General features: G+C 73.9%; 17 protein-coding genes. 9 read left to right on the top strand and 8 right to left on the bottom strand.

Annotation, left to right across the window (positions count from 1 at the left end; genetic code table 11):
- Both POF43_RS27480 and POF43_RS27475 read right to left on the bottom strand, forming a co-directional pair.
- Positions 1-1,871: FAD-dependent monooxygenase (locus POF43_RS27480; protein ID WP_282704812.1), on the bottom strand; the 1,871-nt coding region annotated here is incomplete at its 3' end.
- 523 nt (positions 1,872-2,394) lie between these two features.
- A complete protein-coding gene (locus POF43_RS27475) occupies positions 2,395-3,249 on the bottom strand; it encodes an amino acid ABC transporter ATP-binding protein (RefSeq protein WP_271318760.1) in 855 nt (284 codons plus the stop codon).
- A gap of 444 nt (positions 3,250-3,693) precedes the next feature.
- Between POF43_RS27475 and POF43_RS27470 the strand changes: the two genes are divergently transcribed.
- Positions 3,694-4,410 (top strand): response regulator transcription factor, encoded by a 717-nt coding sequence (locus tag POF43_RS27470; protein WP_271318394.1) that lies wholly within the window; start codon positions 3,694-3,696, stop codon positions 4,408-4,410.
- A 14-nt stretch (positions 4,411-4,424) separates the two neighbouring features.
- Positions 4,425-5,840 (top strand): sensor histidine kinase, encoded by a 1,416-nt coding sequence (locus tag POF43_RS27465; RefSeq protein WP_271325405.1) that lies wholly within the window; start codon positions 4,425-4,427, stop codon positions 5,838-5,840.
- 153 nt (positions 5,841-5,993) lie between these two features.
- Here the strand turns inward: POF43_RS27465 and POF43_RS27460 are convergent, their stop codons facing one another.
- The 3 genes from POF43_RS27460 to POF43_RS27450 all read right to left on the bottom strand — a co-directional run bounded on the left by POF43_RS27460 (position 5,994) and on the right by POF43_RS27450 (position 8,944).
- Positions 5,994-7,004 (bottom strand): TAXI family TRAP transporter solute-binding subunit, encoded by a 1,011-nt coding sequence (locus POF43_RS27460; protein ID WP_271325404.1) that lies wholly within the window; start codon positions 7,002-7,004, stop codon positions 5,994-5,996.
- Positions 7,005-7,280: 276 nt separating this feature from the next.
- Positions 7,281-8,090 carry a 4'-phosphopantetheinyl transferase family protein gene (locus POF43_RS27455; protein ID WP_282704811.1) on the bottom strand — a complete coding sequence of 270 codons (810 nt, stop codon included), beginning with the start codon at positions 8,088-8,090 and terminating at the stop codon, positions 7,281-7,283.
- The gene (locus POF43_RS27450; RefSeq protein WP_271316189.1) at positions 8,087-8,944 is read right to left on the bottom strand and encodes a metallophosphoesterase family protein; all 858 of its coding nucleotides are present in this window, start codon (positions 8,942-8,944) and stop codon (positions 8,087-8,089) included. Before POF43_RS27450 ends, POF43_RS27455 begins: the two co-directional genes overlap by 4 nt.
- Positions 8,945-9,169: 225 nt before the next feature.
- On the opposite strand from POF43_RS27450, the gene miaB reads away from it, so the two are divergent.
- Both miaB and folP read left to right on the top strand, forming a co-directional pair.
- Positions 9,170-10,687: a tRNA (N6-isopentenyl adenosine(37)-C2)-methylthiotransferase MiaB gene (gene miaB / locus POF43_RS27445; RefSeq protein WP_271316188.1), complete on the top strand. Its 1,518-nt coding sequence runs from the start codon at positions 9,170-9,172 to the stop codon at positions 10,685-10,687.
- 102 nt (positions 10,688-10,789) lie between these two features.
- Complete coding sequence (folP, locus tag POF43_RS27440) at positions 10,790-11,647, top strand: dihydropteroate synthase (protein ID WP_271324435.1); 858 nt, start codon at positions 10,790-10,792, stop codon at positions 11,645-11,647.
- A gap of 108 nt (positions 11,648-11,755) precedes the next feature.
- Here folP and POF43_RS27435 read toward each other — a convergent pair whose 3' ends face one another.
- A complete protein-coding gene (locus POF43_RS27435; RefSeq protein WP_271324434.1) occupies positions 11,756-12,265 on the bottom strand; it encodes a hypothetical protein in 510 nt (169 codons plus the stop codon).
- Positions 12,266-12,331: 66 nt separating this feature from the next.
- Entirely contained in the window at positions 12,332-12,556 is a 225-nt protein-coding gene (locus POF43_RS27430; protein WP_271324433.1) for an antitoxin, read from the bottom strand.
- Positions 12,557-12,708: 152 nt separating this feature from the next.
- On the opposite strand from POF43_RS27430, the gene miaA reads away from it, so the two are divergent.
- The 5 genes from miaA to hflX all read left to right on the top strand — a co-directional run bounded on the left by miaA (position 12,709) and on the right by hflX (position 20,299).
- Entirely contained in the window at positions 12,709-13,635 is a 927-nt protein-coding gene (gene miaA / locus POF43_RS27425) for a tRNA (adenosine(37)-N6)-dimethylallyltransferase MiaA (RefSeq protein WP_271316191.1), read from the top strand.
- A 106-nt stretch (positions 13,636-13,741) separates the two neighbouring features.
- Positions 13,742-14,293, top strand: a complete 552-nt coding sequence (locus POF43_RS27420; protein WP_271316184.1) for a hypothetical protein — start codon at positions 13,742-13,744, stop codon at positions 14,291-14,293.
- 144 nt (positions 14,294-14,437) lie between these two features.
- Positions 14,438-15,349: a diaminopimelate epimerase gene (gene dapF, locus POF43_RS27415; RefSeq protein WP_271316183.1), complete on the top strand. Its 912-nt coding sequence runs from the start codon at positions 14,438-14,440 to the stop codon at positions 15,347-15,349.
- Between the two features lie 690 nt (positions 15,350-16,039).
- Positions 16,040-18,226 carry a RelA/SpoT family protein gene (locus POF43_RS27410; protein WP_271313717.1) on the top strand — a complete coding sequence of 729 codons (2,187 nt, stop codon included), beginning with the start codon at positions 16,040-16,042 and terminating at the stop codon, positions 18,224-18,226.
- Positions 18,227-18,781: 555 nt separating this feature from the next.
- The gene (gene hflX / locus POF43_RS27405; RefSeq protein ID WP_372516138.1) at positions 18,782-20,299 is read left to right on the top strand and encodes a GTPase HflX; all 1,518 of its coding nucleotides are present in this window, start codon (positions 18,782-18,784) and stop codon (positions 20,297-20,299) included.
- Between the two features lie 156 nt (positions 20,300-20,455).
- Here hflX and POF43_RS27400 read toward each other — a convergent pair whose 3' ends face one another.
- On the bottom strand, positions 20,456-21,634 hold the full coding sequence (locus tag POF43_RS27400) for a trypsin-like serine peptidase (RefSeq protein WP_271324268.1): 1,179 nt from the start codon (positions 21,632-21,634) through the stop codon (positions 20,456-20,458).
- Between the last annotated feature and the right edge of the window lie 228 nt (positions 21,635-21,862).

Genomic DNA, 21,862 nt, shown 5'->3' with positions numbered 1-21,862 from the left:
GTGGCGTACTGGTCAGGGGGTTCGGGGGCGGGTGGGGTGGCGTGGGGTGGGCCGCCGCGGGCCAGGTCGGCGTAGGCGTAGAGCTCGGCGGGGCGGCAGCCGGTCATCGCGGCGACGAGGTGGCCGTCGGGGCGGACGAGCAGGACGGTGTGGGCGGTTGCGCCCGGGTAGGACTCGGTGATCAGTAGTTCCGCCGGGGCGGGAAGGGCCGCGACGGCGGCGGAGAGCTGGGGCATGAGGCCGGCCGTCAGCCAGTGGCGGCTCTCCCAGACGCCGGTGCCGGGGGCGACGAGCAGGACGAGCAGGCCGCGGCCGAGGCGGTCGGAGAGCAGGGCGCGTTCGCCGGTCAGGTCGATCACCGCGACGTCGTCGACGAGGGTGCCGGAGGCGCTGCCGCGCGGGGTGACCAGGGGGGAGGCGCCGGACCGGCCGCCGTCGCGGGCGGCGGCGAGGGACAGCGGGGAGCGCTGGTAGGCCGGCGGGGCGCCGAGCAGGCCGCGGCCGAGGTGGCCGTCGGTGAGGAGTTCGGCGTGCCGGCCGGCCGGCCCGGACAGGACGGAGTGCCGCAGGGAGTGCCAGGCGCCGTCCGTGCGCAGCAGCGGCAGGGCCTGGTCGGCGGCGCGCAGGCGGGCGCCGACCGCGCCGCGGCGTTCGGACTCGTAGCTGTCCAGCAGCGTCTCGGAGGCGCCCTGGTGCCAGGCCAGGGCGAGCTTCCAGGCGAGGTTGTCGGCGTCGCGCAGGCCCTCCTCCAGGCCCTGGGTGCCGAGCGCCCCCAGCAGGTGGGCGGCGTCGCCGGCCAGGAACGCGCGGCCGTTCCGCCACCGCCGGGCCAGGCGCTGGTGGACGGCGTACTCGGCCGACCCCAGCAGCTCGTAGGGCGGCACGGTCCCGGCGCACCAGCCGGCGAGGGTGCCGCGGATCCGGGAGACCAGCGCGTCGGCGGTCAGCGGCGGGGTGCCGGCGCGCAGCGACCAGTCGACGCGCCACACGCCGCGGGGCAGCGGGCGGGCGGTGACCTCGGTGCCGCGGGCGCCGGACGGGTCGCGGTGCAGGAGGGCGACGCCGGGATCGGGCAGGGCGGTGCGCAGCGCGGCGACGGCGTAGCGGTCGACGGCGGTGCGGCCCGGGAAGCGGATGTCGAGCAGTTTGCGGACGGTGGATCGCGGGCCGTCGCAGCCGACCAGGAACGCGCCGCGCCACCACGTGTCGGGCGTGTCCTCGCCGGGCCGGGTGTGGACGTTGACACCGCGTTCGTCCTGCTCGACGGCGTCGATACGGGCACCGTAGGCGACGGTGAGCAGTTCGTGGCCGTCCAGCGCGGCGAGCAGACCGTGGCGCAACCGGTCCTGCGACAGGTGCAGCGGCGACGGCTCGTCCCACGATGCCTCGGCCGGCCCGTCGCCCCGGCCTCCCGTTCCGCCCGCACCTCTGCCCTCGAAGCCCGCACTGCTGCCCTCGAAGCCTGTGCCCCTGCCCTCGAAAGCGGCGCCCTGCCCGGGAACGCCTCCCGGAACGCCGCCGGGGAAGCCGGTGGAGCCGGGAAAACCGGGCATGCCTGCGGAAGAACGGCTTCCAAAGGCCCGTGCGGCGGATTCCGGTTCGGGGGTGAAGTGGACGTACTGCATCTCCTGGCGGCGTCTGAGGGTGCGCCAGGCGGTCCAGCGGGCGGCGTCGGTGTGGACCTTGCGGTAACCGAGGCGGGCGAGCAGGCCGGCGGTCCCGGGACGCAGGACCACGGTGCGTTCGGGGTGCGGTTCGACGTCGGCGGGGTTGCCCTCGTCGAGCAGGATGACCGGGACCTCGTGACGGATGAGGCACAGCGCCAGCGTCAGTCCCGTGGGGCCGGCGCCGGCGACGATCACCGGGTCCATGCGGCGGACCCTCCGGACTGCGTCACGCGGTTCCGCTCGCCCGGGACGGCGGGGAGCGGGGAGGGAATGGGGAAGGTTCCAGTCCGGGGTTCGGTCACATAGCGTATGCAACCCACTGCCGGTGCGTGCGTCAAGCGAGCCGGTCCCCGGGTGAGGACGCGCCACGCGCGTGGGGGCACGCCTGGTGACGCGCCGTCACCGGACCACTGTGGTACAGACCATGACGCCATGGCATCAACGGTACGAGGGGCAGTGCGGTTCGCGGTACGGGGCCTCGCGCCGGCGGCCGCACCGGGGGCAGGGCGCCCGCGCAACGCCAACGACCACCGCCCGCCCGCACCATGCGCCCCAGCTGCCCGCCCGCACCCCGTGCCCCGGCGCCCCGCCACACGTCCGGACGCCGCCCCGCCCGCGCCACGCATCCGGCCCCTGCCCCGCCCGCGTCGGACCTCCGGCCGCCGCCCTCGTCCCCACTACGCCTCCGAGTGCCCGCGACGTCCCCCGTGACCCCATGCCGTGCGGCTCAGTGGTGCAGGACCTTGGACAGGAAGTCCTTCGCGCGGTCGGTGCGGGGGTTGCTGAAGAAGCGGTCGGGGGTGGCCACTTCGACGACGCGGCCGTCGGCCATGAAGACGACGCGGTTCGCGGCGGAGCGGGCGAAGCCCATCTCGTGGGTGACGACGATCATGGTCATGCCGTCGTCGGCGAGCTGGCGCATGACCTCCAGGACCTCGTTGATCATCTCGGGGTCGAGCGCGGAGGTGGGCTCGTCGAAGAGCATGACCTTGGGGTCCATGGCCAGCGCGCGGGCGATGGCGACGCGTTGCTGCTGGCCGCCGGACAGCTGGGCGGGGAACTTGGCGGCCTGGGAGGACAGCCCGACGCGGTCGAGCAGTTCGCGGGCCTTGTCCACCGCGGCCGCCTTCGGCGTTCTGCGGACCTTGACCTGGCCGATGGTGACGTTGTCGAGCACCGTCATGTGCGCGAACAGGTTGAACGACTGGAAGACCATCCCGACATCGGCCCGCAGCCGGGCCAGCTCGCGGCCCTCGGCGGGCAGCGGCTTGCCGTCGATGCTGATGGAGCCGGTGTCGATGGCCTCCAGCCGGTTGATCGCCCGGCAGAGCGTCGACTTGCCGGAACCGGACGGGCCGATGACGACCACGACCTCGCCGTGTCCGATCGTCAGATCGATGTCCTGGAGCACGTGCAACGCACCGAAGTGCTTGTTGACGCCCTCCAGTACGACGAGCGGCGGGCCGACCGGTCGTTCCTCCCGCGGTTCGGGGACCACCGGCCGCGTCGTCCGTCCGGTGAGCGCCACGGCGTTCCGGCGTCCGGGGGCTGCGGACGGGTCGGTCACCGGCGAATCGGTCATGGGAAGGCGCTCCATCCTCGGCGAATCCCCCAGACGGTAACGATCGCCAGGGGCGCGGGCAGTACATATGAGCGGAACTTGAGCATCCCCCGCGCCCGGCAGCACCGTGCGGCGTACCAGTTCAGCGGCACGTCGACGTCGGCCGGACGAGGCCGGCGCGGCTGCGTACCCCAGAGTAACGAGGAGAGCCGTTGAGCGCGCAACTGTTGCGGGTGACCATATGACATCTGGCGCCCCCGCTGCCGTCGCCGCCCGTGGCCCCGAACCACCCCCCGCCCCTCGTCGTCCCGGCCCCCGCTGCGCTCCGTATTCACCCCGCCACCCTCCGCCCCGACCGAACCTGGCCCCTTGACGCGGAACCCCGGGGTGGGGGTGGATTCGGGGGCGGGCGGTGACGCCTGGGGCCGGTGAGACGGTGTGGACGGACGAGGCGATAGGGGAACCATGCGGCTGCTGCTGGTCGAGGACGACGACCGGGTCGCCTCGGCGCTGTCGGCGGTGCTCGGCCGGCACGGCTTCGAGGTCGTGCAGGCGGGCAGTGGCGAGGAGGCACTGGCGGCGCTGCTGCCGGACGCCGGACCGCCGGTCGACGTGGTGCTGCTGGACCTGGGGCTGCCCGACCAGGACGGGTTCGAGGTCTGCGGGAAGATCCGGCGCGGCAGCGGCACACCGGTGATCATGGTGACCGCGCGGGCGGACGTGCGCTCCCGCATCCACGGGCTGAACCTGGGCGCCGACGACTACGTGGTCAAGCCCTACGACACCGGGGAGTTGCTGGCCCGTATCCACGCGGTGAGCCGGCGCCGGGCGGCCGGTGACGAGCGGGAGGCGGAGTCGGCGGCCGGGGGAGCGGACGCGGTGGGCGAGCCGGTGCGGTTCGGGCCGGTGCTGATCGAACCGGCGTCCCGGCAGGTCGAGGTGGACGGCGCGGTGATCACGCTGACCCGCAAGGAGTTCGACCTGCTGTCGCTGCTGGCGCAGCGGCCCGGCGTGGTCTTCCGGCGCGAGCAGATCATCAGTGAGGTCTGGCGCACCAACTGGGAGGGCACCGGCCGCACCCTGGAGGTGCACGTGGCCTCGTTGCGGGCCAAGCTGGGGCTGCCCGCGCTGATCGAGACGATACGAGGAGTCGGTTACCGTCTCGTCGTACCGGCCGCCTGACCGGCGGCCCGGCGGTGCGTTCCCGGCTCCTGCCGCTGCTGCTCGTGCTGATGGCGGCGGTCCTGCTGGCCCTTGGCCTGCCGCTCGCGGCCAGTCTGGCCGTCGCCCAGCAGCAGAAACTCGTCATCGACCGGATCGACGACACCGCCCGCTTCGGCGCCCTCGCGCAGTACGTCGCCCCCGGCGCCGCGGTCGACGGCGGCACGCCGGACGACGCCTCCGACCGGCTGGCCACCCTCAGCAGCGAACTCGACCGCTACGAGGACCTGTACGGCATCCGCGTCGGCGTCTTCTACCGCGACGGCACCGCGATGGCCGCCGCGCCCCGCAACTGGCGCACCCGCGCCCAGATCACCGCCGACCAGGCGTTCCAGGAGGCGCTGGCCGGCCGCCGCAGCCACAACCCCCGGCAGGTGTGGCCCTGGCAGCGGTCCCGGATCACCGTCGCCTCGCCGATCGTGCGGGACGGCGACGTGGTGGCGGTGGTGCTCACCGAATCGCCGACCGGCGCGATGCGGTCGGTCGTCCTGCGCGACTGGCTGATCATCGCGGCCACCGAACTGGCCGCAACGATCCTCGCCGTGGTGGCCGCCGTCCGGCTCACCGGCTGGGTGCTGCGCCCGATCAAGGTCCTGGACCGGGCGACCCACGACATCGCCACCGGCCGGCTCGCCTCCCGGGTCGCCGAGGCCGGCGGTCCGCCCGAACTGCGGCTGCTGGCACGGTCGTTCAACGAGATGGCGGACAACGTCGAACAGGCGCTGGAGCAGCAGCGGGCGTTCGTGGCGGACGCCTCGCACCAGTTGCGCAATCCGCTGTCCGCGCTGCTGCTGCGCATCGAACTGCTCGGCCTCGAACTGCCGGAGGGGCACGAGGAGATGGGCTCGGTGCGCGAGGAGGGCAAGCGGCTGGCCACCGTCCTGGACGACCTGCTCGGCCTCGCCCTGGCCGAACACACCGTCGCGCTGCCGCAGTTGACGGACGTCGCCGCGCTCGCCGCCGAACGGGTCGCCGCCTGGAGCCCGGCCGCCGCCCAGCGCGACGTGGCGCTGACCCGGACCGGCGCGGTCGCGGTCACCGGCTGGGCCGACCCGGTGACGCTCTCCAGCGCGCTGGACGCGGTCGTCGACAACGCGGTGAAGTTCACCCCGCCCGGCGCGCCGGTCACCGTCGCGGTCGCGGCCCGGGGCGAGGCGGTCACCGTCACGGTGACCGACAGCGGCCCCGGGCTGACGGAGGACGAACTCACCCGCGTCGGCGACCGCTTCTGGCGCTCCCCCCGCCACCAGAACGTCAGCGGCTCCGGCCTGGGCCTGTCCATCGCCCGCATCCTGCTGCGCCAGGCCGGCGGCTCCCTCGCCTTCGCCCCGCACACCCCGCACGGCCTGCGGGTCACCGTCACCGTGCCGCGTTCCGAACCGGAGGACTGACCGGGGTACGTCGGCCCCGCCCCGGCGCTTCCCGCTGCGAACGTCACGCTCTGCCCCGGCGTTTCCCGCTGCGAACCGTCACGCCCTGCCCCGGCGCCCCCGACCCCGTCCGGCTTCGCCCCGGCGCCCTCGACCCCGTCCGGCTCCCCCCGACTACGGCTTGACCGACAGGTAATAGCGGCGGGCGCCTTCGTCGAGGGGGAGGGGGTCGGTGTAGATCGCGGTGCGCAGGTCGACCTGCTGGGCGGGGTGGACGACCGCGCCGATGCGGTCGCGGCTGTCGATGACCGCCTGGGTGACGCGCTGGACGACGGCGGGGTCCTCGTGGTCGGTGGTGATGAGCAGGTTGGCCACCGCGATCGTGGGCACCGCACGGGAGTCGCGCAAGTCGGGGTAGGCGTCGGACGGCATGACCGCGGAGCGGTAGTACCGGGCGGCGGCGCCCAGTGCGTTCAGCGGGCCGATGAGGTCGCCGAGCTGGACCAGCTTGACGGGGAAGTGCTCGGAGAGCGTCTGGACGGCCCCGGTCGGCAGGCCGCCGGACCAGAAGAACGCGTCGAGCCGGCCGGACCGCAGCATGCCCGGCGCGGTGTCGATGCCGGCCGGGACCGCGGTGATGTCGCGGTCCGGGTCGAGCCCCGCGGCGGTCAGTATCCGCCGCGCGATCAGGTTGACCCCGGAACCGGACTGGCCCAGGCCCACCCGCAGCCCCCGCAGGCCGCGCGCCGAGGTGACGCCGGAGCCGGCCGGCACGATGAGCTGCGCGTAGTCGTCGTACAGCCGGGCCACCGCGCGCAGCCGGGAGCGCGCCGGGCCGTGGTAGTCGGCGACCGCGTCGGCCTGGGCGAAGGTGAAGTCCGCCCGGCCCGACGCCACGTAGTCGATGTTCTGCACCGACCCCTGCGACGACAGCAGCCGCACCCGGTCGCCCGGCAGGTCCGCGCGCAGCACCGGCGCCAGCAGCTTGCCGTAGAGGTCGTAGACCCCGGTGGGCACGCCGGTGGCCACCGTCACGGTGCCGTGCCGCAAGGAGCCGCGGCCCATCGGCGACAGCCACCACACCAGCGTCGCGAGCGCCACGACCACGGCGGCCAGCGCCCACGCGGCACGGCGCCGCGCCGGTCGGTGGCCGCCCGCAAGCGGACGGGTCGGCGGAAGGTCCATCGCCCGCGATCCTGCCAGCAGATCGCGACCCGGCGGAAGGCAGGACGGGCGACGGCCCTCCCGCCGCCGCCCGCACGGGGAACGGCCCTCCTGGCGTCGCCCGTCCCGGGGAACGGCCTCCCGCCGGCGCCCGCGTTCAGCGCCGGCGGGTGAGCGCGCCGGGGAAGGCCGTCCCGCCGCCGCCCGGCTTCAGCGCCGCAGCGCAAGCCCGCAGCGCAAGCCCGCGGCGGACGGCCCTCCCCCTCCCGGCCCCGCCGCCCGGTCCCGCCGCCCGGCTCAGCGCCGCAGCGTGAGCGCGGTCAGGACGAAGCCGTCACGGGACAGCCAGGCGCCGGTGTAGTGCTCCCGGCGTTGGCCGTCGACCACGGGGCCGGGCACCAGCAGCCGCGCGTCGAACGTGCCGTCGGTCCGGAAGACGAACTCGGCCTCGGAGAAGTCCAGTTGCCGCTTCATCAGCGGATACCAGGTCTTGAACATCGACTCCTTGGCGGAGAACAGCAGCCGGTCCCAGTGCGTGACCTGCCCCTGCGCCGGGCCCCCGCGCGCCGCCGTCCCGCCCGCCGTCCCGCCCGCCGGAACGCCCGCCGTCCCGGCTCCGGGGCCGGCTCCCGTTCCGCCCGTCGTCCCGGCCCCGGCCCCGGCTCCCGTCCCGAGCCCGGTTCCGCCTCCCGACTCCCTCTCCCACTGCTGGAGTTCGGCCATCCGCCGTCGTTCCGAGGGCAGCGACACCGCCTCCAGCACGCCGTCCGGCAGCGGGCCGGCCGGTTCCGCGTCGATGCCGAGCGACACGAGGTCGTCGGCGGTGGAGACCGCGCTGGCGCGGTAGCCGCGGCAGTGCGTCATGCTGCCCACCACCCCGGCCGGCCAGCCCGGGGCGCCGCGGCCGTCCGGCAGGATCGGCGCCGGTGCCACGCCGAGGCCGGCCAGTGCCCGCCGCGCGCAGGCCCGCACGGTGGCGAACTCGCGGCGCCGGCTCTCCACGGCCCGGGCGATGAACGCCTCCTCCTCCGGGAAGAGCACCGCGTCCGGCAGTTCGCCGAAGACCTCCGCGACGCTGATCTTCCCGGGCAGCAGTTCCTCGATCACGCCGGCTCCCCCGCCCGCAGCACGTCGCGCGGCTGGGCCGGGCCCGCCTGCCGTCGTCGCCACTCGCGCGGGTAGCCGAGCGAGACCTCGTCGAACCGCACCCCGTCGTACCAGGTGGTGCGCGGGATGTGCAGGTGCCCGTAGACCATCGCCCGCACGTTGAACCGCTTGTGCCAGTCCGCGGTGGCCTCGGTCCCGCACCACAGCGCGAACTCCGGGTACCGCAGGATCCGGGTCGGTTCACGCACCAGCGGATAGTGGTTGACCAGCAGCAACGGCACCGCCGGGTCGCACTGCGCCAGCCGGCGCTCGGTCAGCGCCACCCGCTCGCGGCACCAGGTGGCCCGGTCCGGGTGGGGGTCCGGGTGCAGCATGAACTCGTCGTTGCACACCACGCCGGTCTCGTACGCGTACTCCATCGCCGCGCGCTCGGTGTCCTTGCCCTCCGGGCGGAACGTGTAGTCGTACAACAGGAAGAGCGGGGCGATCCGCACCGGGCCGCCCGTGCCGTTCCACACCGGATACGGATCCTCCGGCGTCGTCACCCCGAGCTCACGGCACAGTTTGACCAGGTGCTCGTAGCGTTCCACCCCGCGCAGCTGAAGGGTGTCCTCCCGCGGCGTCCACAGCTCGTGGTTGCCCGGCGTCCAGATGACCCGTTCGAAACGTTCGGCCAGCACACCCAGCGCCCACGCGATGTCCTCGACCCGCTCGGCCACGTCACCGGCGAGGATCAGCCAGTCACCGGGCGCCGTCGGCCGCAGGCCGCTGACGATGTCCCGGTTCTCCTGGTACGCCACATGCAGGTCACTGATGGCCAACAGCCGACCACTGCCGGCCTCCGCGCTATCCACCTGACGGTTTCCTCTCTTCGACCGGCCCGGGGCCGACCCGTCGTGTCCCGGCCGGGATGCCCGGGCTCCCCGCAGCCAACCACACCCCCCGCCCCGGCCGGTGCCCCCGCGGGCGGACCGGCGGCGACCGGCGGAAGTCTCCAGGCGATCACCCAGGAAGGCCCCGCGCGCGGATCGAGGGGGTCGTGGGATCGCGGTGCCGTCGGAAGCACCTACCCTGGACGCGTGAACAGCGGCGACCGGAGTCAGTCAGTGGACGTTGAGCGAAGCTATGAGATCCGCACCTACGGGTGCCAGATGAACGTCCACGACTCCGAACGTCTGGCGGGGCTGATGGAGGCCGCCGGATACGTCGCGGCGCCCAAGGGCGCGGACGGCGCGGACGTCGTCGTCTTCAACACCTGCGCCGTGCGGGAGAACGCCGACAACCGGCTCTACGGCAACCTCGGCCAGCTCGTGCCGAAGAAGGCCGCCCGGCCCGGCATGCAGATCGCCGTCGGCGGCTGCCTGGCGCAGAAGGACCGCGAGACCATCGTCAAGAAGGCCCCCTGGGTCGACGTCGTCTTCGGCACCCACAACATCGGACAGTTGCCGGTGCTGCTGGAGCGCGCCCGGATCGCCGACGAGGCGCAGGTGGAGATCGCCGAGTCGCTGGAGGCCTTCCCCTCCACGCTGCCGACCCGGCGCGAGTCGGCCTACGCGGCCTGGGTGGCCGTCTCGGTCGGCTGCAACAACACCTGCACCTTCTGCATCGTGCCCGCCCTGCGCGGCAAGGAGAAGGACCGCCGCCCCGGCGACGTCCTCGCCGAGGTCGAGGCGCTGGTCGCCGAAGGCGTCATCGAGGTCACGCTGCTCGGGCAGAACGTCAACGCCTACGGCTCCGACATCGGCGACCCCCAGGCGTTCAGCAAGCTGCTGCGGGCCTGCGGCGCCGTCGAGGGACTGGAACGCGTGCGGTTCACCTCCCCGCACCCGCGCGACTTCACCGACGACGTCATCGACGCGATGGCCGCCACCCCCAACGTCATGCACCAGCTGCACATGCCGCTCCAGTCCGGCTCCGACAGCCTGCTGAAGGCGATGCGCCGCTCGTACCGCCAGGACCGCTACCTGGGCATCATCGAGAAGGTCCGGGCCGCCATGCCGGACGCGGCCATCTCCACCGACATCATCGTGGGCTTCCCCGGCGAGACCGACGAGGACTTCGAGCAGACCCTGCACGTGGTCCGGCAGGCGCGCTTCGCCCAGGCCTTCACCTTCCAGTACTCCAAGCGCCCCGGCACCCCGGCCGCCACCATGGACGGCCAGATCCCCAAGGCGGTCGTCCAGGAGCGCTACGAGCGGCTGGTCGCCGTGCAGGAGCAGATCTCCTGGGAGGAGAACAAGAAGCAGGTCGGCCGCACCCTCGAGGTGCTGGTCGCCGAGGGCGAGGGCCGCAAGGACGAGCGCACCGCCCGGCTGTCCGGCCGCGCCCCCGACAACCGCCTGGTGCACTTCGAGCGCCCCGCGGGGCCGGCCCCGCGCCCCGGCGACGTCGTCACCGCCGAGATCACCTACGCCGCCCCGCACCACCTGCTGGCCGAGCGCCCCGCCCTCGCCGTGCGCCGCACCCGGGCCGGCGACGCGTGGGAGCGCCGCACCGCCGCGACGGCCGCCAAGTCCGCCGGCGTCATGCTCGGCCTGCCGTCCGTCGGCGCCCCGGCACCCGTTCCGGCCCCGGCGGGCGGCTGCGGCTGCGACTGATCCGTCCGGCGGGTGGCGGCCCGTCCCCGTGGAGGGCCGCCCGGTCGCGGTCTAGGATCGCGCGAGTTGCCGGTTTTCGGGTGAGTCTTGGGGTGGGTGACGATGGGGCTGCGACTGGGCGGACGCCACTACGGGGACGAGGAGTTCCTGGTCATGGCGGTGGTGAACCGTACCCGTGACTCCTTCTTCGACCAGGGCGCGACCTTCTCCGAGGAGGCGGCGCTGGCCGCCGTGGACCAGGCGGTCGCCGACGGCGCCGACATCATCGACATCGGCGGGATCAGCGCCGGCGAGCTGAAGGAGTACGTCGGTGTCGAGGAGGAGATCGCCCGCGTCGCCGCATTCGCCCGCGAGGTCAAACGGCGCCACCCCGGCACCGCCGTCAGCGTCGACACCTGGCGGCACGAGGTCGCCGAGGCGGTCTGCTCGGCCGGCGCCGACCTCATCAACGACTCCTGGGGCGGCGCCGACCCGCTGACCGCGGTGGTCGCCGCCGAGTGGGGCGCCGGACTGCTGTGCGCGCACGTCGGCGGCCAGGCGGTGCGCACCGACCCCAAACGGGTCGTCTACGACGACGTGATGGCCGACGTCCTGGACCGCACGCTGGCGCTGGCCGAACGCGCCGTCGCCCTCGGCGTGCCGCGCGAATGCGTCATCATCGACCCCGCCCACGACTTCGGCAAGGTCACCGTCCACTCCCTCGAAGTCACCCGCCGGCTGCGGGAGATGACCGGCACCGGCTGGCCGGTACTGGTCGCGGTCAGCAACAAGGACTTCATCGGCGAGACCCTCGACCTGCCGGTGGAACGCCGGCTGGCCGGCACGCTCGCCACCCTCGCGGTCTGCGCCTGGGAGGGCGCCCGCATCTTCCGCGTCCACCAGGTCGCCGAGGCCCGCGCGGTCCTCGACGAGGTGCGGGCGCTCAAGTTCCCCGGCGCGGCGGCCCGTTCGGACCGCTGACGTCATCGCTGACGGGGGCCGATGACGGGGGACGGGGGACGGGCCGGCTTGCTCCGGTGAGTCGGCGTGCCCGGCGGGGGCCGCGTCCTCGACGGTGCCCCGGTCGGTCTAGCCGTCCCGGTCCTCGGCTTCTCCGGCGGAGCCGGCCTCCCCGTCCTGGCCGGCCTCCCCGTGCCGGCCGTGTTCTCCGGCAGAGCTGGCCCCTCCGTCCCGGTCGGCCTCCCCGGCGGAGCCGCCCTCCTCGGCAGCAGCCGCGCCCCCGCCCCCGACGCCGCCCCGCGGAGCACTCGTCGCCGTCAGCCAGTGCCCGTACGCCCAGCGCACGTAGCCACGGCGGGAGCGGCCCTCCCAGTTCTCGTCCCAGCCGTCCTCGAACCACAGCGCGTCGGCGGCGGCCTCCGCGGCGCGCAGGGCGGCCGGCGCGGGGTCGGCGAGGGCGGCGCGGTCGGCGGCCGCCGCACGGCGCAGCGCGTACTCGCGGGCGTCGGAGTCGTGGCCGGCGCCGCGCAGCCGGGGGCCGTGCCGGTAGCGGCGGGCGGGGTCCGCCAGCCAGGCCGACTCCCGTTCCGGCGGCGGGGCCTGCGCGTAGGGGGCGTTGTCGTGCGGCACGCTCGTCACCGTCACACGATCACACGGCGGCTCCGGAGCTTCACGCCCCGGGGCCACCGCCCGACCTACCGGTGCTCAGCGCGTGTCGTCGCCGCCTTCGCTGGTGTACTTGCCCATGGAGTCCTTGGCCCGGTCGGTGCCCTTGCCGATCTGGTCCGAGTGTTTGCCGCCGGTGCGCTCGTCGGCCATGTGCCCGCCGCGGTCGATACCGTCGTCGATCTTGTCCGAGTGCTGGCGTGCCAGGTCCTGCGCCTTGCTCTTGTTGCCGAAGCGTTCCTTGATCGAGTCCATGAAACCCATGGAGTCACCGTCCTTGACGTGACGAGTGTGGAGTGTCGAGTCTGGTCTCGGCTTCCGGGGTCCGAATGCCCGAAAACATCCCGTTATCAATGGAAACCATACTCGCGCGCGCCGCATTCCGCGTTTGGGAGACTGGGCCGGTGAACAACGAGGTGCGGGGCGCCGGAGCCCCCAAGGTCATCACCGTCGTCGGCCCCACCGCGGCGGGCAAGTCGGACCTGGGCATCGCGCTGGCGCGGGCCTTCGGCGGCGAGGTGATCAACAGCGACTCGATGCAGCTGTACCGGGGCATGGACATCGGCACCGCCAAGCTCGCCCCGGCCGAGCGCGGCGGCGTCCCGCACCACCTGCTGGACGTCTGGGAGGTCACCGAGGCGGCCAGCGTCGCGGAGTACCAGCGCATGGCTCGCGCCGAGATCGACCGGCTGCTCGCCGCCGGCCGCCTGCCGGTGCTGGTCGGCGGCAGCGGGCTCTACGTGCGCGCCACCATCGACGCGCTGGAGTTCCCCGGCACCGACCCGGCGGTCCGCGCCCGGCTGGAGACGGAACTGGCCGAACACGGCAGCGGCCCGCTGCACGAACGGCTGGCCGCCCTCGACCCGGCCGCCGCCACCGCCATCCTCCCGGGCAACGGCCGGCGCATCGTGCGCGCGCTGGAGGTCATCGAGATCACCGGCCGCCCGTTCACCGCGAACCTTCCCGGTCATCAGGCGCACTACGACGCCGTGCAGATCGGCGTCGAGGTGCCCCGGCCGGAGCTGGACGAACGCATCGCGACCCGGGTGGACCGCATGTGGGAGGCCGGTCTGCTCGACGAGGTCCGCGCCCTGGAGGCGGTCGGCCTGCGCGACGGGCTCACCGCGTCCCGGGCGCTGGGGTACCAGCAGGTGCTGTCCCACTTCGCGGGGGAGCGCACCGAGGACGAGGCCCGCGCCGAGACCGTCCGCGCCACCAAGCGCTTCGCCCGCCGCCAGGACTCCTGGTTCCGCCGCGACCCCCGTGTGCACTGGCTGACGGCCTCCGGAACGGAACTCGCGGAGCGGGCGATCACCTTGCTCGAACGGGCGGTCACAGCCTGATCACGTCCTGGCCACGGGACGCCTCGTAGGGGCGTGCTCACGCTCCGCCCGTGCCATCATCGAGCATCGAGCTACCGTGTCGGACAAGGTGGGAGGGCGTGTGGCGATGGAAGCCGGCCCTCGCAGCGATCCGCGTCACGACCAACGGGAGCCGCTCGACAGCGAGTTGGGACCGGACTCCGACGCCGCCGAACTGGCCGGACTGGACGAGGAACCAGGTGGTGCGGACAACGGGCTGGACGACGACGGCAGCCGCACCGACCCCGGCATCCGCGCCGACGGCCTCGACCCGGACCTGTTGTCCGCCGACCCGCCCGCGGAGAACGACTTCCGCGACCTGCGGCCCCCGCTGCGGATGCGGATCTGGCAGCTCATCCCCATCATCGCCATCGGCGCGCTCGGCTCGCTGATGTTCGCCTTCCCGCTCGCCTTCGAGTTCGGCGACGGCGGCCCGGTGGTCGCCATGCTCGGCCTGCTGCTCAGCTGCTGCGCGGCCGGCTGGGCCCTGATGGCGGCCCGGCGGGTCGGCTACAGCTGGCCGGGACTGCCGCCGCGCGGCTCCGGCGGCCGCCCGGACTGGCGCTTCATCGCTGGATACACCTGTTTCGCCGCGCTGCTCGCCCTGCTCGCCGTGTGGCGGGTCGCCCGACTGCGCTGACCGGCCCGGACCCCGCCCCCACCCGGGTACGCCCGGTGGCCGGGTTCCGTGGTCCCCGCGGTGCCGAGGTCCCGTGGTCCCGAGGTCCGCGGCGCCGGTCGCCCGCACTGCGCCGACCCGGCCGCTCCCCGTACGATCGGACCCGTGAACAGCGCATGGTCCGGTCCCGCCGCCCCCGACGCGGACGGCATCGCCTTCCTCAAGGGCCACGGGACCGAGAACGACTTCGTCATCCTTCCCGACCCGGACGGCCTGCTCGACCTGTCCGCCGCGGCCGTCGCCCGGCTGTGCGACCGGCGGGCCGGCATCGGCGGCGACGGCGTCCTGCGCGTGGTCCGCTCCGCCGCCCACCCCGAGGCCGCCGCCCTGGCCGGCGAGGCCGCGTGGTTCATGGACTACCGCAACGGTGACGGCAGCGTCGCCGAGATGTGTGGCAACGGCGTCCGGGTCTTCGCCCGCTACCTGGAACGTATCGGCGCGGCGGGCCCCGGTGAGGTGGCCGTCGCCACCCGGGCCGGCATCCGCCGGGTACGGGTCGCACCGCCCGCCGCCGGCGGCGCCCCGGGCGAGGTGACCGTCGGCATGGGCCGCGCGACCCTGCCGGGCGGCGAGGTCAACGTCACCGTGGGCGCCCGCACCTGGCCCTCCCACCACGTCAACATGGGCAACCCGCACGCCGTGACCTTCGTGGACGACCTCAGCCACGCCGGCCCGCTGCTCGACGCCCCGGCCGTCGACGCCGGCGACGCCTACCCCGACGGCGTCAACGTCGAGTTCGTCGTCCGGCGCGGCCCGAGGCACGTCGCCCTGCGGGTGCACGAACGCGGTTCCGGCGAGACCCGCTCCTGCGGTACGGGCGCCTGCGCCGTCATGGTCGCCGCGGCCCGCCGCGACGGCGTCGACCCGTCGGTCACCGGTGAACCGGCCACGTACACCGTCGACGTGCCCGGCGGCCGGCTCGTCATCACCGAACACCCCGACGGCACCGTGGAGATGACCGGCCCCGCCGTCATCGTCGCCGAAGGCTTCATCGACCCCGCCTGGCTGAGGGGCTGAGGGGTGGGGTTGAGGGGTGGGGTTGAGGGGTTGAGGGCTGTCGATGTCGGCCGGTTGACGGTGGAGGGGTTTCGGGGGCGACGGGCCGAGGGGATTCGGGGTTGGCGGCTCGGAGGCTTTCAGGGAGCGGTGGGTTGACGATTCGGAGGCTGTCGGGGGTCAGCGGGTTGACGGTTTCGGGGGCTGACCGGAGTCGGCAAGTCGACAGTCCAGGGCTGTCGGAGGTTGACGGTTCGAGGGGTGGCCGGGGTCGGCGGGTTGACGGTCCAGGGCTGTCGGAGGTTGACGGTTCGGGGCTGACCGGAGCCGGCGGACTGACGGTTCGAGGGCCGGCGAGGTTGACGGTTCGAGGGCGAACCGGGCTGACGATCCGGGGGCTGACGCGACGCCCGGTCCGGCCTGCGGCAGCGCAAGGCGCCCCGGTCCTCCGCCACCCGGCGCCGGGTGGGCTCCGGTGACGCGGCGTCATCCGCGCCGGTGGGACGTCATCCGCCCGCCGCGAAGCGCGGTTGACGGGCCGCAGGCAGCCGAACGGCCGTCGGATGCCGGTTCGGGCCGAGGTTCCCTCCAACAGGTGAACCAGGTCTCACCGACCGGGACGCCGGAGAACGGGCGTGGTGGGGTCGATAGCATCAAGCACCGGCGCGGTGTCCCGCTCCGCAGTCGGTGGAGGCTGCCGGAGGTGCCCCGATGAGCGCAGACAACGCGATGGACGCGGTCCCCGCCACCCCCCTGCCGTCTTCCGAGGCGGCCCCGGCCACGTCGGCGGCGTTTCCCGCCGCGCGCCCGCGGCGCGGACTGACCCGTCTCGACCTGCGCAGGCTCGGCCGCGCCGCGGTGGGCGCCGCCGGCGGCCGCGACCGGCTGCCGGACGCGATCGAACACGTCGCCAAGACGCACCGCGCCCACCACCCCCGCGCGGACCTCGACATCCTGCGCCGCGCCTATGTGCTCGCCGAGTCCTCGCACCGCGGGCAGACCCGCAAGAGCGGCGAGCCGTACATCACGCACCCGCTGGCGGTCACCCTCATCCTCGCCGAACTCGGCGCGGAGACCACCACCTTGACCGCCTCCCTGCTGCACGACACCGTCGAGGACACCGACGTGACGCTCGACCAGGTCGGTGCCGCGTTCGGCGAGGAGGTCCGCTACCTCGTCGACGGCGTCACCAAGCTGGAGAAGGTCGACTACGGCGCGGCCGCCGAGCCCGAGACGTTCCGCAAGATGCTCGTCGCGACCGGCAACGATGTCAGGGTCATGTCGATCAAGCTGGCCGACCGGCTGCACAACATGCGCACCCTCGGTGTGATGCGCCCCGAAAAGCAGGCCCGCATCGCCAAGGTCACCCGCGACGTGCTCATCCCGCTCGCCGAACGCCTCGGCGTCCAGGCCCTCAAGACCGAGCTGGAGGACCTGGTCTTCGCCATCCTCCACCCCGGCGAGTACGCCGCGGCGCGGGAGCTGATGGCCCGGCACGCCAAGCTCCCCGACCCGCTGGAACGCTGCGCCCGCGAGGTGCGGGCCGTACTGCGCGACGCCGGCATCGCCGCCGAGGTCGCCGTACGTGCCCGGCACGTGCTGTCGGTGCACCGCGCCCGGCTCAAACGCGGCCGCGACCTCGGCGGCAGCGACTTCGGCCGACTGCTGGTACTGGTCGCCGAGGACGCCGACTGCTACGCCGTTCTGGGGGAATTGCACACCTGTTTCACTCCGGTGATCTCCGAGTTCAAGGACTTCATCGCCGCGCCGAAGTTCAACCTCTACCAGTCGCTGCACACCGCGGTCGCCGACCGTGGCGGCGCCATCACCGAAGTACTGGTGCGCACCCGTCGCATGCACCTGGTCGCCGAGGCCGGCGTCATCGCCCTCGGCAACCTCACCGCCGTCGCCGGACCCGACGAGCAGACCGCCGCCGTCCCGGAGGGCGAGCGCAGCGACCCCACCCGCCCCGGCTGGCTCTCCCGGCTGCTGCGCTGGCAGGGCGACGCCTCCGACCCCGAGACGTTCTGGACCGCGCTGCGCGACGAACTCGCCCAGGACCACGAGATCACCGTCGTCACCGCCGACGGCACCACCCTCGGCCTGCCCGAGGCGGCCACCTGCGTCGACGCCGCGTACGCGCTGCACGGCGAGGGCGCCCACGCCTGCGTCGGCGCCATGATCAACGGCCGCCTCGCCTCACTGGGCACCACGCTCGGCGACGGCGACAGCCTCGACCTGCTGATGGCCGCCGGCTCCGCGCCCTCCCCGGAATGGCTCGACCACGCCCGCACCCCGGCCGCCCGCATCGCCATCAGCCGCTGGCTCGCCGCCCACCCGGCGGTCTCGGCGGCGGACGGGCCGGGCGGCGAGCCGACGGCACCGGTGCCGGTCCGGCCCGCGCGGGCCCCGCAGCCGGCGGAGGCCGCCGAACCGGTCGCGGTCACCGACCTGCCCGGCGCCGCGGTCCGCCTCGCCGGCTGCTGCACCCCGGTACCGCCGGACACCGTCACCGGCTTCGTCACCCGCGGCAACACCGTCACCGTCCACCGTGACGAATGCGCGACGGCGGACCGGATGACGCAGGACGGCCGGGACCAGCGGGCGGTGCGCTGGGGCGGCCGATCGCCCGCCGCCGCGTTCCGCGTCACGCTGCGCGCCGAGGCGCTGGGCCGCCCCCGGCTGCTGGCCGACCTCACCGAGGCCATCTCGGCCGAAGGCGTCGGCATCGTCGCCGCCGAGGTCGAACCCCCCCAGGAGCACCGCGTCCGGCACACCTACACCGTCGAGCTGGCCGAACCCGGCGCGCTCGGCGCCCTCATGCGCGCCATGCGCGGCGTCGACGGCGTCTACGACGTCTACCGCACCCGTCACCCGCTCGCCGCCGCGTCCCGCTGACGCCCGCGGCGCGGCGGGCCGGCGGAAACGTCCTGGGGGCGCGGCGGGATCGTGACGTACACGTGCGGAATGCGCCGCCAGTGCCCCGGGAATCGTGACGTACACGTGCGGAGGCCCGGCTCGGGCTCCGGCGGGATCGTGACGTACACGTGGGGAAAGCCGGGGCCGGCGCCCCGGGAATCGTGACGTATACGTGGGGGAGATCCGGCCTCGGGTCCGGTGGGATCGTGACGTACACGGCGGAGACTCCTGGCCCGGGGACCGGCGGAATCATGACGTATGGCGTCGGAGAAGCGGTCTCGACGGACGGGACATCACGTGGGGCGGCGTGCGCGAACCGGACGTATCACGTCACGAGAACCACCGGCGCCTCCGTCGCCGAAACCCGCGTGACCGGGCGGGGGCGGCCGTGCGACCATCGACGCCGGGCCGCCCCGGTGGCGGCCGCGGGAATCCCCCTGGAGCCTGACGCGTTGTTCCGTACGGCTGACAACGGGGCACACTGCCTCTGAGCGGCGGCACCCGCCCGCCGACCTTCCTCGACGATGGGACCCGATGACCTTCTCCTCCTCTTCCTCTTCCTCTTCCGCATCCAACCCGGCCCCGGGCCGGCGTCTTCCGGAGGGCCTGCGGGCCAAGGCCTTGATGGAGGAGGACGCACAGTGGAGCCGGCTCACCGACGGTGACCGTGACGGTGACCAGCTCGACCGCTCCGACCGCGCGTCACTGCGCCGGGTGGCGGGCCTGTCCACCGAACTCGAGGACGTCACCGAGGTCGAGTACCGGCAGCTGCGCCTGGAACGCGTGGTGCTGGTCGGCGTGTGGACCGACGGCACCGCCCAGGAGGCCGAGGGTTCCCTCGCGGAACTCGCCGCCCTGGCCGAGACCGCCGGCGCCATGGTGCTCGACGGCGTCATCCAGCGCCGCGACAAGCCCGACGCCGCCACGTACATCGGCTCCGGCAAGGCCCAGGAGCTGCGCGACATCGTCCTGGAGACCGGCGCGGACACGGTGGTCTGCGACGGCGAGCTGAGCCCCGGTCAGCTCATCCACCTGGAGGACGTCGTCAAGGTCAAGGTGGTCGACCGCACCGCCCTGATCCTGGACATCTTCGCCCAGCACGCCAAGTCCCGGGAGGGCAAGGCGCAGGTCTCGCTCGCCCAGATGCAGTACATGCTGCCGCGGCTGCGCGGCTGGGGCGCGTCGCTGTCCCGGCAGATGGGTGGCGGTGGCTCCGGCTCCTCCGGTGGCGGCATGGCCACCCGTGGTCCCGGTGAGACGAAGATCGAGACCGACCGGCGCCGTATCCGCGAGAAGATGGCGAAGATGCGCCGGGAGATCGCGGAGATGAAGACCAGCCGCGACCTCAAGCGCCAGGAACGCAAGCGCCACCAGGTGCCGTCGGTCGCCATCGCCGGCTACACCAACGCCGGCAAGTCCTCGCTGCTCAACCGGCTCACCGGCGCCGGCGTCCTGGTGGAGAACGCGCTGTTCGCCACCCTGGACCCGACCGTGCGCCGCGCCGAGACCCCCAGCGGGCGGCTGTACACCCTGGCCGACACCGTCGGATTCGTCCGGCATCTGCCGCACCACCTGGTGGAGGCGTTCCGCTCCACCATGGAGGAGGTCGGCGACGCCGACCTGGTGCTGCACGTCGTCGACGGTTCCCACGCGGTTCCGGAGGAGCAACTGGCCGCCGTCCGCGAGGTGCTGCGCGAGGTGGGCGCCATCGACGTGCCGGAGATCGTCATCGTCAACAAGGCCGACGCCGCCGACCCGCTCGTCCTGCAGCGCCTGCTGCGCGAGGAGCGGAACGCGATCGCCGTCTCGGCCCGCTCCGGCCTCGGCATCGAGGAACTCCTGGCGATCATCGACGAGCGCCTCCCGCGCCCGGCGGCCCGCGTCGAGGCCCTCGTGCCGTACACCCACGGCGGCCTGGTCTCCCGGGTGCACGCCGCCGGCGAGGTACTGAGCGAGGAGCACACCGCGGAGGGCACGCTGCTGACCGCCCTGGTCCACGACGACCTCGCGGCCGAGCTCAGCCCCTACGCGCTCACCGCCGCCCAGGGCTGACCCGGCCCGCACACCACGAGGGCCCGTACCCCCGGTCACCGGGGGTACGGGCCCTCGTCGTCGCGCCGGGCCCTGGCATCGCGCCGGGTCCCGGTGACGTCCGGGGACGGCCTCGTGCGGGCCGGGCCCCCGAACGCCCGAGGTGCTGCGGTGCGACTAGCCGATCTTCTTCTCCATCGCGTCGAATACGCCCTGTGCGACCGGGCCCAGGTACGGGCCGGCCAGCCAGGTGTTGGCCTGCGGGCCTATCGAGGTGTTCGACACCAGCGCCACCGTGCCGTCGGGCTTCTTGGCGAACCAGCCGCCGCCGGACGAACCGCCGGTCATCGTGCAGCCGATGCGGTACTCGGTGGGCGCGGAGGTGTCCAGCGACAGACGTCCGGGCCTGGCCGGGCAGTCGTACATCCGCTGGCCGTCGAACGGCGGGGCCGCCGGGTACCCGAACGCGGTCAGTGACGGGAGCGCCGACGCGGAGGGCGCGTCGAACCACACCGGCATCGCCGCGCCGACGGTCTCCTGCAACGACTTGCCCGTGCCCTTCTCCGGCTTCACGTGCAGGATCGCGTAGTCGTAGGGTGAACCGGTCCCGCCGGTCTCCTCACCGGTGGATATCCACTGGTTCGAGGTCTGCGCCCAGTCCGCCCACCACACGCCGTACGGCGCGACCTGCGACTCGGGTGCGGTACTGACCTGCGAGGACGGCAGCGCGTGATCGTTGTACGACGGCACGAACGCGATGTTGCGGTACCAGCCGCCCTTCGCACCGCGGTGCACGCAGTGGCCCGCGGTCCACACCAGGTCGGACTTGCCCGGGTGCGCCGGGTCCTGGACCACCGTGCCGGAGCACACCATCGGCCCCTGCGGGCTGTCGAAGAAGACCTTGCCCACCGCCGCCTGGTACTGGTGGTAGGGCGTGGCCACGGCCTGCGCGGTCACCGGCGCCGGCTCGGGGTCCGTCACGCCCTTGTCCCGCCCGACACTGGCCGGCACCTGGTCCGGCGTCTCCGGCCGGGCCTGGCTCATCCGCGCCGGCTTCCACAGGTCCTTGATGATCGGGTTGGCGAACGCCGCCGCCGCGTGCGCGAGCTGGCCCCAGTCCTTCCAGTTCTTCCAGTCGCCGTCCTGCCACTTGCGCAGGTCCTTCAGGCTGGTCGGCAGACCGCTGGGCAGCGGCAGGTGCGGAAGGTGCGCTGTCGGCGCGGCGGTCGACGGTGACGCGGTGACGCTCGGTGCGGCGCCGGCGCTGGTGTCCTTGGCGCCGCACGCCGTGGCCGACATGGCGAGCGCCGCGGCGACGGCGACCGCCGCCACACCGGAACGGCGAATGCGTGACATGGAGTTGTGCCCCCCTGTTGTGTCTTTGACATCACCCCGGCATGCCGGGGCCGCCCCCATGATGCCTTCGTGATCGGGGACGGTTCGGGGCGGGCCGGTGGTTCCCCTGTGAAGGCTCGACGCCATGGGGGTCACCGGCGGTCAACGTCACGCCCGCCAGACCGTTGCCCGTCGCGCGGCCGGGCGTTGATACCTGAGGGAGACCCCACTCCGTCAACCTCCCGGGAG

Source organism: Streptantibioticus silvisoli, from assembly GCF_027947535.2.
GTDB classification, from domain to species: Bacteria; Actinomycetota; Actinomycetes; order Streptomycetales; family Streptomycetaceae; genus Streptantibioticus_C; species Streptantibioticus_C silvisoli.
Note: the sequence above shows the minus strand (reverse complement) of the source record. Positions and strands in the feature narration are given on the sequence as shown.

What these genes read in the sequence shown, in the direction of transcription:
- POF43_RS27475 (WP_271318760.1), bottom strand. Translation starts at nt 3,249, where the DNA reads ATGACCGATTCGCCGGTGACCGACCCGTCCGCAGCCCCCGGACGCCGG.
- POF43_RS27470 (WP_271318394.1), top strand. Translation starts at nt 3,694, where the DNA reads ATGCGGCTGCTGCTGGTCGAGGACGACGACCGGGTCGCCTCGGCGCTG.
- POF43_RS27460 (WP_271325404.1), bottom strand. Translation starts at nt 7,004, where the DNA reads ATGGACCTTCCGCCGACCCGTCCGCTTGCGGGCGGCCACCGACCGGCG.
- folP (WP_271324435.1), top strand. Translation starts at nt 10,790, where the DNA reads ATGGGGCTGCGACTGGGCGGACGCCACTACGGGGACGAGGAGTTCCTG.
- POF43_RS27430 (WP_271324433.1), bottom strand. Translation starts at nt 12,556, where the DNA reads ATGGGTTTCATGGACTCGATCAAGGAACGCTTCGGCAACAAGAGCAAG.
- POF43_RS27420 (WP_271316184.1), top strand. Translation starts at nt 13,742, where the DNA reads ATGGAAGCCGGCCCTCGCAGCGATCCGCGTCACGACCAACGGGAGCCG.
- POF43_RS27410 (WP_271313717.1), top strand. Translation starts at nt 16,040, where the DNA reads ATGAGCGCAGACAACGCGATGGACGCGGTCCCCGCCACCCCCCTGCCG.
- hflX (WP_372516138.1), top strand. Translation starts at nt 18,782, where the DNA reads ATGACCTTCTCCTCCTCTTCCTCTTCCTCTTCCGCATCCAACCCGGCC.
- POF43_RS27400 (WP_271324268.1), bottom strand. Translation starts at nt 21,634, where the DNA reads ATGTCACGCATTCGCCGTTCCGGTGTGGCGGCGGTCGCCGTCGCCGCG.